At 64.8% G+C, this 11,963-nt stretch carries 9 protein-coding genes and 2 tRNA genes; 10 read left to right on the top strand and 1 reads right to left on the bottom strand.

The annotated features are described in order from the left end of the window. Nucleotides 1-28: 28 nt before the first annotated feature. The 10 genes from miaA to O3301_RS05740 all read left to right on the top strand — a co-directional run bounded on the left by miaA (nt 29) and on the right by O3301_RS05740 (nt 11,736). Nucleotides 29-988 (top strand): tRNA (adenosine(37)-N6)-dimethylallyltransferase MiaA, encoded by a 960-nt coding sequence (gene miaA / locus O3301_RS05785; RefSeq protein WP_305055847.1) that lies wholly within the window; start codon nt 29-31, stop codon nt 986-988. Between the two features lie 91 nt (nt 989-1,079). Then, nucleotides 1,080-1,156, top strand: a tRNA-Met gene (locus O3301_RS05780). Between the two features lie 59 nt (nt 1,157-1,215). After that, nucleotides 1,216-1,292: transfer RNA gene (locus O3301_RS05775), tRNA-Met, on the top strand. A 183-nt stretch (nt 1,293-1,475) separates the two neighbouring features. Continuing rightward, nucleotides 1,476-2,003 carry a sigma-70 family RNA polymerase sigma factor gene (locus O3301_RS05770; protein ID WP_251351776.1) on the top strand — a complete coding sequence of 176 codons (528 nt, stop codon included), beginning with the start codon at nt 1,476-1,478 and terminating at the stop codon, nt 2,001-2,003. Beyond that, nucleotides 2,000-3,004, top strand: coding sequence for a FecR domain-containing protein (locus O3301_RS05765; protein WP_305055846.1), 1,005 nt, complete (start codon nt 2,000-2,002; stop codon nt 3,002-3,004). Before O3301_RS05770 ends, O3301_RS05765 begins: the two co-directional genes overlap by 4 nt. 78 nt (nt 3,005-3,082) lie before the next feature. Beyond that, nucleotides 3,083-5,563, top strand: a complete 2,481-nt coding sequence (locus O3301_RS05760; RefSeq protein WP_305055845.1) for a TonB-dependent receptor — start codon at nt 3,083-3,085, stop codon at nt 5,561-5,563. Between the two features lie 182 nt (nt 5,564-5,745). Beyond that, a complete protein-coding gene (locus O3301_RS05755; RefSeq protein WP_289917208.1) occupies nt 5,746-6,732 on the top strand; it encodes a LacI family DNA-binding transcriptional regulator in 987 nt (328 codons plus the stop codon). Between the two features lie 232 nt (nt 6,733-6,964). Beyond that, nucleotides 6,965-8,365: an alkaline phosphatase family protein gene (locus O3301_RS05750; protein ID WP_305055844.1), complete on the top strand. Its 1,401-nt coding sequence runs from the start codon at nt 6,965-6,967 to the stop codon at nt 8,363-8,365. Between the two features lie 79 nt (nt 8,366-8,444). Continuing rightward, a complete protein-coding gene (locus O3301_RS05745; protein ID WP_305055843.1) occupies nt 8,445-10,064 on the top strand; it encodes a histidine-type phosphatase in 1,620 nt (539 codons plus the stop codon). A 91-nt stretch (nt 10,065-10,155) separates the two neighbouring features. Next, nucleotides 10,156-11,736, top strand: coding sequence for a histidine-type phosphatase (locus O3301_RS05740; RefSeq protein WP_305055842.1), 1,581 nt, complete (start codon nt 10,156-10,158; stop codon nt 11,734-11,736). Nucleotides 11,737-11,758: 22 nt separating this feature from the next. Here O3301_RS05740 and O3301_RS05735 read toward each other — a convergent pair. Continuing rightward, on the bottom strand, nt 11,759-11,963 hold a 205-nt coding region (locus O3301_RS05735), incomplete at its 5' end, for an aldehyde dehydrogenase family protein (RefSeq protein WP_305055129.1).

Raw genomic sequence — 11,963 nt, 5'->3', positions numbered from 1 at the left:
CTTTTGCACCACATCATACAAAACCAACATGCAAAACACCCCACACCTCCCCCTGGCCGTCGCCATCATGGGCCCCACGGCCAGCGGCAAGACGGCCAGTGCGCTGGCCATCGCGCAAGCCATCCCGTCCGAGATCATCTCCGTCGATTCCGCCCTCGTCTACCGGGGCATGGATATCGGCACGGCCAAGCCATCGAAGGAAGAACTGGCCCAGGTACCGCATCATTTGATCGACATCATCGACCCGCTCGACGCGTATTCGGTAGCGCAGTTCCGCAACGATACCCTGCGCCTGGTGGCCGAGATCACGGCGCGCGGCAAGCTGCCGCTGCTCGTCGGCGGCACCATGTTGTACTTCAAGGGCCTGGCCGATGGCCTCGACGACTTGCCCGGCGCCGATCCTGCCTTGCGCGCCCAGCTGGAAGAGGACGCGGCCGCCATCGGCTGGCCCGCCATGCATGCGCGCCTGGCGCAGCAAGACCCCGTCACGGCCGCGCGCCTGGCGCCGCAGGACGCGCAGCGCATCGGCCGCGCGCTGGAAATCATCGCCCTGTCCGGCCAGCCCATGTCGGCCCTGCTGGACCGGCGCGAAAAAACCGTGCTGCCATTTCAATTGCAATCGTTCGCGCTGGAACCGTCGGACCGCGCCGTGCTGCACGCGCGCATCGCCACGCGCTTCGACCTCATGCTGAAAAACGACGCCCTGCTCGATGAAGTGGAGCAGCTGCGCCGCCGCGGCGACCTGCATCCGGGCTTGCCCTCGATGCGCTGCGTGGGCTACCGCCAGGCCTGGGATTACCTGGACGGCCGCATCGACCGCGCCGCCTTGCGCGAGACGGGCATCATCGCCACGCGCCAGCTGGCCAAGCGTCAGCTGACGTGGCTGCGCTCCATGCCGGAACGCCTCGTCATCGATTGCCTGGGACCCGATCCGGCCGCGGCCATGCTGGCGCAAATCCAGCCCTTGCTGACGGCTTTACAAAAATAATCACGCCAGCGCCGGCGCGTGAAAAAAACGCACATTTTTTTGCGCCACCATTGACAAGAAAAAGGGAAGACTGGATAATGCTCGGCTGTTGGGTGATATAGCTCAGTTGGTTAGAGCACAGCATTCATAATGCTGGGGTCGGTGGTTCAAGTCCACCTATCACCACCAAAGAACATCGATCAGGTTTCCCCTGGTCAAAACGAGCATCCGGTTTGACCGGTCTGTTTGGTGATATAGCTCAGTTGGTTAGAGCACAGCATTCATAATGCTGGGGTCGGTGGTTCAAGTCCACCTATCACCACCAAGAATTTTCAGTATTGAACAACCCGCCCCTGCCCCGTGCAGCGGCGGGTTTTTTCATTTCCGGCGCCGCCTCGCGTGCAGCCTGTACGCAACACCAGCCCCATCCACATGCAATCGGGGATTGTGGCAATCCGCCACTGGCGCTTACAATGAGAATAATTCTCATTTATATTATTCATCGCCCATGTCCGCTATCCAGCCCAGCCTGCAACAGCAAGTGCAGTCGCTCTACAGCGAGCATCACGGCTGGCTGGTCGGCTGGCTGCGCAAAAAACTCAGTTGCCCGCATGGCGCGGCCGACGTGGCGCAAGATACATTTGTGCGCATCATCGCCTCGCGCGACGCGCTGTTCGGCATGCGCGAGCCGCGCGCCTACCTGTCGACGACGGCAAAGCGCTTGCTGCTCGACCGCGCGCGCCGCCAGATACTCGAGCGCAGCTACCTGGCGGAACTGGCCCTGCTGGCCGACAGCCTGCCCGGCGCGCCCTCGCCGGATGAAGTCCTGATGGCCGTGCAGGCGCTCGAGCAGATCGCCACGGCGCTGGCCGGCTTGTCCGCCAAGGCGCGCGACGCCTTTTTGCTGCACTACCTGGAAGAACAGCCGCAGGCCGCCGTCGCCGCACAACTGAACGTCTCCACGCGCATGGTGCAAAAATACCTGGTGCAAGCCTTGCTGGCCTGCCGCCACGCCTGCCCGGCCCTGGCGGCATGAATAGCCCACGCACGGATATCGCCGCCGAACAGGCCGCACGGTGGATCGTGCGCCTGAGCGCCGACGACCCGGCCGAACGCGACACCGCGCAGGCCGGCTTCGCCGCATGGAAGGCGGCCGACCCGCTGCACGCGACGGCGGCCGCCGGCATGGAAAACCTGCTGCGTCAATTGAACGCCGTGCGCGAGCCGGCCGGCGGCGACCATCGCCCCGCGCGCGCCGCCCTGGCCGCCATCGCACCCAAGCCCCGCCAGCGTCTGCGCCAGCTGGCCGCGGCCAGCGCCGTGGCCGTGTTGACGCTGACCGGGGCGCTGGCCTTCAACGAACGCCCCGCCTACCTGCTGGCCGACCTGCGCAGCCCCACGGGACAATGGTCCACGTACACCCTGGCCGATGGCAGCCGGATCACCCTGGCCGGCAACAGCGCCGTCAACGTGCACTTCAATGCGGGCGAACGGCATGTGGAACTGGTGCAGGGCGACATTCTCGTCGACGTGGCCAAGGATGCGCAGCGCCCCTTCATCGTCGACAGCCGACAGGCGGCGATCCGCGCCCTGGGCACGCGTTTCAGCGTGCGCAGGGAAGACGGCGCCACCATCTTGAGCATGCTGGAGTCCAAAGTGCTGGCGCAAATGCCGCAACATCCGGCCGTCGTGGTGCAGGCGGGCCAACGCACGCGCATCACGGACGATGGAGTGGGGCCGATCACGGCCATCGATGCCGCCAGCGTGCAGGAAGCGTGGCGCGCGCACCAGCTGGTGGTCGACGACCTGCCGCTGGCCGAGGTGCTCGACGAGCTGGCGCGCCACCGCCCGGGCCAGCTGCATTACGACCGCGCGCAGATCGCCGGCATCCGCGTGGCCGCCGTGCTGCCGCTGGACGACACCGACAAGGCGCTGCAGCTGTTGATCGACAATTTCCCGCAACTGCGCATCCGCATGCTGACGCGCTACCTGGTGATGGTCGATGTCCCCGCCAGCGACCCCGCAAAAAATAAATAGGAAATTGTGCGTTCGCGGTTCCACTTTGCGCATCTCGTGCGTCAAGGCAGCTGAGATCATTCAAAAAAGGCTGTCACCATGTACGCTCAAGTCGTTGCCGTTTCCTCCCCGAACACCCTGCGCACGCGCCTGCGTCCGCTCGCCCTGGCGGCCATGCTGCTGGCAAGCGCCGGCCTGCACGCCCAGGCAGTCGCCCAGGCTGCCCCGGCTGTCGCCAGCTACGCCATCCCCGCCGGCCCGCTGGCCGGCGCCCTGAACCGCTATGCGCAGCAGGCGGGCGTGTCCATCGTCATCGATGCATCCCGGGTGCAGGGCTTGACCAGTGCAGGCTTGCAAGGCAGCTACGCCATCGATGACGGTTTCGCCGTCCTGCTGCGCGGCAGCGGCTACGCCATCGGCAAGACGCCGACCGGCTATGTGCTGGTGGCCGCGCCGGCGTCCCCGCCCACGGCGGCGATCAGCGCTGCTTCAGCGGCCGAACGCACCATGCCCTCGATTACCATCGTTGGCCAGGCCGAGCAAGGCGCCACCACGGAAGGCAGCGGCTCCTACACGGCGCGCAAGCTCACCATCGGCAAGGGCGAGCAATCGATGAAGGACATCCCCCAATCCGTGAGCGTGCTGACGCGCCAGCGCCTGGACGACCAGGGCATCACGGACTTGCGCGAAGCCGTCAACAACGTCACCGGCGTGGTGGGCGTGCATGGCGTGGGACCGGGCGTGGTGATCACGGCGCGCGGCTTCCAGATCGATCAATGGCAGTACGATGGCGTGCCCATCGACCGCAACACCTATGCGCTGGGCAACTGGGGCCAGGAAAACATGGTCATCTACGACCGCCTGGAAGTGCTGCGCGGCGCCTCGGGCATGCTGGTCGGCACGGGCAGTCCCGGCGGCTCCGTCAGCCTGGTGCGCAAGCGCCCGACCGCCACGCGCAGTGTCAGCATGACGGCGCGCGCCGGCTCGTGGGACCATTACGGCGCCCAGCTCGACGTCAGCATGCCCCTGAATGCGGACGGCAGCCTGCGCGGACGCGCCATCGTCGATGAAGACGATACCCATTCCTTCGTCGACCAAGTGTGGAGCCAGAACCGCACCCTGTACGCGGCGCTCGACTACGACCTGGGACCGGCCACCACCCTGGGCCTGGCCATCAGCAACGTCAACGACCACGGCCGTCCCACCTTTATCGGCCTGCCCCGCTACGCGGACGGCAGCGCGCTGAACCTGCCCCGCTCCACCTTCACGGGCGCAGACTGGAACCGCAGCGAAGCCAAACAAACCAACGTGTATCTCGACCTGGAACACCATTTCAACAGCCAGTGGAGCCTGAAGGCATCCGCCGTGAACATGAAGGAAAACACCGGCTCCGTGCACCAGCGCGTGGCCTTGCCCATTAATCCCGACGGCAGCGGCGCGAGCTATGCCGACTTTGGCATGGATTTCGACAACCGCAAGCGCGGCATCGATACCTACGTGCGCGGCAAATTCGACGGCCTGGGCATCGCGCAGGAAGTCCTCGTGGGCGCCAGCTATGTCACGATGGCGTCGGACGACGTCTACGCCCGCGCCTGGGAATCCGGTGCGGACGTCTTCAACATCAGGCACAACCGTCCATGGCAAGATCTCGACAGCATCGCCGCGCGCCCGAAGGGCGTGCGTCCCGTCAGCACCTACGAAATACGCCAGAAAGGCCTGTATGGCAGCTGGAACGGACAGCTGACCAGCAAGCTGAAAGCCGTGCTGGGTGGACGCTTCAGCTGGTACGACTTCGTGTATGCGACACCCAAAGGTCCTGAAGAGCAACTCAACACCACCGCCAAGTTCACGCCATCGGCGGCACTGATCTACGCGCTCGATCCGCAATGGTCGGCCTACGCCAGCTATGCCGACATCTTCACGCCGCAAAGTATCCGCGATGCGCAAGACAAGGTCCTCAAGCCCATCACGGGCACCAACTACGAGGCGGGCATCAAGGGTGGGCTGATGGATGGCAAGGTCAACACCTCGCTGGCCGTGTTCCGCTACGACCACAAGAACCGTGCCGTGTTCGACTATGACGCGGGCATGGTGTGCGATAACGAGTACTGCTCGCGCGCCTCGGGCAAGGTGCGCAGCCAGGGCCTGGAAGCGGAAGTGTCGGGCGAAGTGGCGCGCGGCTTGCAGCTGTCGGCCGGCTACGCCTATACGACGACGACCTATCTGAACGACCCGGACAACCAGGGCAAGGTCTTTTCCACCTGGACGCCCAAGCACATGCTGCGCGTGTGGTCCAGCTACACGCTGCCCGGCGCCTGGGACAAATTCAGCGTGGGCGCCGGCGTCAACACGCAAAGCCATACGCTCGATACCAATAGCACCTTCAAGGTTGCCGGCGTCTCGATCTGGAATGCACGCATGGCCTGGCAAGCCACGCCGCAAGTGGCCCTGTCGCTGAACGTCAACAATGTCTTCGACAAGAGCTACATCATCCCGGCCTACAATACCACCGGGTCGAATAACTACTATGGCGACCCGCGCAACGTGCAGTTCACCCTGAAGTACACGCCGAAGTGGTAAGGCGATTGAGAAGCTGAGCACCGGCACGCTGGCCAAGGCGCGGGACTGGCATTCAGTTCGCGCCGCGGCCGGGATTTTCGGCTAAGATGATGGCGCGGCATTGCGCCGCACCGCATCGTGCATCGGCCTCTCATTCATCTACACCGTCAATGGAACAAAAAGACAAGTCTTGGGTCACTTCGGTGGACGTCGCCAAACGGGCCGGCGTCTCCCGCTCCGCCGTCTCGCGCACGTTCACACCCGGCGCCAGCGTGGCGCCCGAAACGCGGGCCCGCGTGATGGAAGCCGCACAATCGCTGGGCTACCAGGTCAACATCCTGGCGCGCAGCATGAACCAGGGACAAAGCAACCTGGTCGGCGTCGTCATCACGGGATTCACGGACCCGTTCCGCGTGGCCCTGCTGGGTGAAGTCACGCGCAGCCTGAGCGAACATGCGCTGGTGCCGCTGCTGATGAATGCGGAAGACCCCGAGCGCCTCAGCGAATTGCTGCGCATCCTCCTCAGCTACAAGATTTCCGGCGTCATCATGACGTCCGGCTCGCCGCCATCCGCCGTCGCCACGGAATACCTGCAGCGCCAGGTGCCGGTGGCCATGATCAACCGCGCGCGCGACCTGAAAGGCGTGGACGTGGTCAACAGTGACAACCGCCACGGCGGCGAACTGGCGGCCAGCACCCTGCTCGACAGCGGCGCCAAACGGCTGGCCTTCATCAACACGCGCGCCAGCAGTTTCAGCGGCATCGCGCGCGGCCAGGCCTTCCTCGACCACCTGGCGCCGGCCGTGGCGAAGAAGCGCTGCACGGCCGGCGAATATCTGGCCGACGCCATCGGCTACCAGGCGGGCCAGGAAGCGGCCGACGCCCTGCTCGCATCAAGCAAGCTGCCTGACGGCGTCTTTTGCGCCACCGACCTGATCGCCTGCGGCTTCATCGACGCGGCGCGCAGCAAGTATGGCATCGACGTGCCCGCGCAACTGCAGGTGATCGGCTTCGACGACATTCCCATGGCCGCGCTGGATGCCTACCAGCTGACCACCATCCGCCAGGACGCGGGCGAACTGGCGCGCCGCGCCGTCAAGAGCCTGGTCGAGCGCATGGAAAAATTTGCCATGCCGGGCCGATTGAAGGAAGTGCCCGTCACCCTGGTGCGGCGCGGCACGACACGCTAAGCCATTCAATGCGGCAGATGGCGCAACGCCGTCTGCCCGCCCGCCACCGCCCGCCGTTCCCCGTTTTCCACACTTTTTCGTCCCCCGCCTGTACTTGTTGACATCAAAAAAAATCCGGGTTACTGTTTGCACACGCGTGCTGCACACGTGTGCAATTTCTTCAAACAGGCCTGTTCTGGCCACACCACTAAAAAAAGCGCCCCTTCCACGGAGGCGCATCAAGGAGACTGTTATGTTGAACCACGTTCTAAGAATCGCCCTGTTCGGCGCCGGGGCCATCGGTCTGGCGGCCTGCACCACCCCAGTCGGCACGCAGCGCAATATGGTCGCCGCAGTCGCCGCCGATCCGAAGCTGGCGAAGATCGGTCAGATCGTTGTCGTGTACATGGAAAACCGCAGCTTCGACCATCTGTTCGGCACCTTCCCCGGTGCCGACGGCATCGCCAATGGCCACTCGCCCGACACCACCACGCAGACCGGCCCCGATGGCAAGCCGTATGCCATGCTGCCCGCCGTGGCACTCGACAAGGGCGGCCTGGACCAGCGCTTCAAGGCCGACATCGCCAACGCGCCCTTCCGCATGGAGCCGAGCGTCTCGCTGGGCGACAAGACAGCCAGTCCCGTCCACGCGTTCTGGACGCACAAGCGCCAGATCAACGACGGCAAGAACGACCGCTTCGTCGTCGAGGGCAATACGGGCGCCCTGCCCATGGGCTATTTCGACGGCAGCAAGCTCAAACTGTGGGCGCTGGCGCAACGCTACACCTTGGCCGACCGCTTCTTCCAGTCCGCCTACGGCGGCTCCTTCCTCAACCACATGTGGCTGACCTGCGCCTGCACGCCCGTGTTCCCGAATGCGCCCAAGTCCATCGTCGCCCAGGATGAGCGCGGCACGGGCCACAAGAAGGGCGAGGAAGCGGAAGTGACGCAGGACGGCTACGCCGTCAACACCATGCAGGGCCCGCTGCTGTTCGATCCGACAAAAAAACAGACGTTCCTGCCGCCGCAAACCATGCCCACCATCGGCGACCGCCTGACGGACAAGGGCATCTCCTGGGTCTATTATGCGGACGGCTACGACATCGCCGTCGCCTCGACCAAATCGGGCAAGAAGGCCGACGATTTCTCATATCACCACCAGCCGTTCACCTACTTCAAGCGCTTCATCGACAGCCCGCAGCAGCGCGCCACGCACCTGAAGGACCGCTCCGACATGCTCGCCGACGTCCAGGCAGGCAAGCTGCCGCCCGTCTCGTTCTACAAGCCCATGGGCAAGAAGAACATGCATCCGGGGATGGATAAATCGAGCGTGGCGGCCGGCGACGACGAAGGCGTGGCCATCATCAGCGCCATCATGGAAGGCCCGCAATGGAAGGACACCGTCATCATCGTCACCACCGATGAAAACGGCGGTTTCTGGGACCACGTGGCGCCACCGAAAGGCGACCGATTCGGCCCGGCCACGCGCATCCCCGCACTGGTCATCTCGCCCTTCAGCGAAGGCGGGCATATCGACCATACCGAGTATGAAACCGTGTCGATCCTGAAGTTCATCGAGGAACGCCATGGCCTGGCGCCCTTGAGCGAGCGCGATGCGCGCGCCAACAGCCTGGCCAAAGCCCTCAAGCTGTAATACCCATTCCCCTGCCTGTCTGTCCTGGGTGCGCCATCTGCACGGCGCGCCTGGGCTAACCACACCTGAAGGAAACACCATGCTGCGCGCACGCCATCTCCCCCTGTCCCTCCTGATGCTTTCCCTGGCCGCCTGTGGCGGCGGCGACGATACACCGCCCGTCCCCGTCACGCCCCCGGTAACGCCGCCCGTGACGCCGGCCGCCCCCGCCACCTACTACCAGACCAAGACGCCCTACACGCCGCAGCAGGATGCGGCCACGTATGAAGCGGCACCTGCCGGCTACGCGCCCGTGTTCACCGAACTGGTGGCCCGCCACGGTTCGCGCGGCCTGTCGAGCATGAAGTATGACGCCGCCTTCTACAACGTCTGGCAACGGGCTGCAGCCGACGATGCGCTCACGCCTCTGGGGCAAAAGCTCGGCGCCGACATCCTGAAACTGATGAAGGCCAACGCGCTGCTCGGCTACGGCGTGGACGGCATCACGGCGCCCGGCTACGGCAACCTGTCGCAGACGGGCATCAATGAACACAAGCAGTTGGCCGTGCGCATGCTGGCGCGCCTGCCTGCCCTGTTCACGCAACTGGGTAGCAATGCCGCCAATGCACCGCGCCAGATCGTCACCGTCAGTTCCGGCGTGGACCGCGCCAAGGACAGCGCCGCGTACTTTGCGCAGTCGCTGGCCGCCACGGCACCAAACGTCGCGCCGCTGATTACCCTGCCGCCCGCCCCGACCGGCTACCCGGCCGGCAAGCCCGTGGCGCAGCCCGATGGCACCAACCGCTTCCTGCTGTATGCACACAAGCTGGTGCCGAAGACGGATCTGGTCACCGACACCCTCGACCGCCATTACCAGACTTACCAGGATAGCCAGGCCTATCAGGCCTACCTGGAAAGCCCCGGCTTCCTGGCCAAATACACGGCCATCGACACGGATGCCACGGCGCGTACCCTGGGCCGCGAAGTACTGGAACGCTTGTTCACCAAGGCCTTCGTCGACAAGATCGACAACGGCACTTACCGCTTCGCCAACACGGGTACCTACAGTTTTACCAGCGACGACGGCAAGTTCACCAACACCGTCACGGGCGACGGTGGCACCACCATCAAGGGCCTGGCAGATGCCGCCTCGGTGCTGTACAACCTGTACGCCATCATGGCCGGCATGACGAACGAAGTGAAAGCCGATTTCGTGCAATACATGCCGTCGGACGCGGCCAAGTACCAGGCATTCGTGCAGGATTACCAGGATTTTTACAACAAGGGCCCCGGTACCACGGAAAGCGCCGGCATCACCTGGAACTACGTGCGCGCGCTGCGCGACGACTTTTTCACGGAAGTGGACGCCATCGCGCGCGGCGACCTGTCGCACGGCGCCAAACTGCGCTTCACGCATGCGGAAGCCATCATTCCGCTGGCGACGGCCATGGGCCTGAAGAACGTCGTCGGCGCGCTGCCGGCGGCGCAGACCTACAGCTATGACAACAGCAGCTGGCGCGGCCTGTACGTGGCGCCGATGGCGGCCAACATGCAGTGGGATGTGTACCGCGACGCCGGCGGCAATGTGCTCGTGAAAATGCTGTACAACGAAAAGGAAACGGACTTCCAGTCCACCTGCGATGGCGCCCGCTTTGCCGCCGGCAGCCATTTCTATGTGTATGCGAAGCTGAAGACGTGCTACGGCCACGTGGCGCAGTAAGTACGAATGCAGGCGGGCAGCCGTGCCCGCCTGTTGGACGTTTGCTGCTAGGCTTGCACGTAAGAACCAATCACGTCACTTACGGATAGCCATGCCCCCACCGCTCCCCTTGTCCAGCATGCTGCTGGCCCTCACCATCTGCGCCGCTCCCGCCCAGGCCGCGGAAGGCCATTACCAGACCAAGGCGCCGTATGCGCCGCAGCAGAACTTGGCCACCTATGCCGCGCCACCGGCCGGTTTCCAGCCCATCTACACACAACTGGTGGCGCGCCACGGTGCGCGCGGATTGACCGGCATGAAGAGCGACGCAGCCCTGTATGCGATGTGGCGGCAGGCCGCCGCGCAGGATGCGCTCACACCCTTGGGGCGCGAACTGGGTCCCGACATCCTGGCCCTGATGCAGGCGAACGCCTTGCTCGGTTACGGCGTGGCCGGCATCGAGCGGCCCGGCTACGGCAATCTGTCACAGACGGGCATCGAGGAACACCGGCAACTGGCCGTGCGCATGCTGGCGCGCCTGCCCACCCTGTTCGCGCAAGTGGGGCAAGACGCCGCGACGGCGCCGCGCCAGCTCGTCACCATCCATTCCGGCGTGGACCGCGCGCGCGACAGTGCGCGCTTTTTTACGCAGTCGCTGCTGGAGCACGCGCCCGCGCTGGCGCCCTTGTTATACCTGCCGCCCGCACCGGCGCCTTATCCGCAAGGACGCAAGGCCGCGGTACAGCCGATATTGCAGCCCGATGGCGTGAACCGCTTCCTGCTGTATGCGCACAAGCTGGCGCCGCAGACGGATTTTGTCGCCGATCCCGCCAACCCGCATTACGCCACCTATGCCGCCAGCCAGGCCTACCAGTACTATGAAAGAACCAAGCCGCTGCACGCGCTGATGGACACCCCGGCCAGAAAACCGGAAGCGGCCGCGCATGCGCGCCACGTGCTCAAACGGCTGTTTGCACCCGCCTTCCTCGACCAGCTTGAGCGCGGCGCCGCCAGTTTTGCGGATACGGGCAGCTACACTTTCAGCAGCGCGGACGGCCAGCTCACGCGCACCATGACGGGCAGCGGCAAGACCGTCATCCGCAGCCTGCATGCGGCCGCGACGAAACTGTATGAGCTGTACGCGATCGCCGCCGGCATGCGCCATGAAGTGCCGGCCGATTTCAGCCGCTACATGCCCGCCGAGGATGCGCGCTACTACGCTTATATCGCCGACCACGAGGATTTTTACCAGAAAGGGCCGGCCACCACGGAAAGCAGCGGCGTGACCTGGCGCTTCGCGCTGGCCCTGCGCGACGATTTTTTCAAGGAAGTCGATGCGCTGGCCAGGGGAGATTTGCACCACGCGGCCAAGCTGCGCTTCACGCACGCCGAAATGATCATTCCGCTCGCTTCGGCCATGAGCTTGCAACAGGCGCTGGCGCCGCTGCCGGCATCGACGCCCTACAGCTATGCCAACAATCCATGGCGCGGCCAGAACGTCTCGCCGCTGGCGGCCAACATGCAATGGGATGTGTACCGCAACGACACAGGCCAGCTGATCGTGCGCCTGCTGTACAACGAAAAGGAAACGGACTTCCAGGCCAGTTGCGACGGCGCCCGCATCGCGCCGGGCAGCGTCTTCTACGACTATGCGAAACTGAAAACCTGCTACGGCCACGTGGCGGCGCGCTGACGCTGCGCGCCGCCATCGCACCTTACTTCAAGGTCGGCATGGCAAACTCCGCTCCCGCCGCCGTCGAAGCCGGCCAACGCTGCGTGACGGCCTTCTGTTTCGTATAGAAGCGCACGGATTCCGGGCCATGCGCGTGGTGGTCGCCGAACAGGCTGCGCTTCCAGCCGCCGAAGCTGTGGAAGGCCATCGGCACGGGGATCGGCACGTTCACGCCCACCATCCCGACT

This window comes from Janthinobacterium sp. SUN211, from assembly GCF_030587315.1.
Lineage (GTDB): Bacteria > Pseudomonadota > Gammaproteobacteria > Burkholderiales > Burkholderiaceae_D > Janthinobacterium > Janthinobacterium kumbetense.
This window is presented reverse-complemented; position numbering and strand designations above follow the sequence as displayed.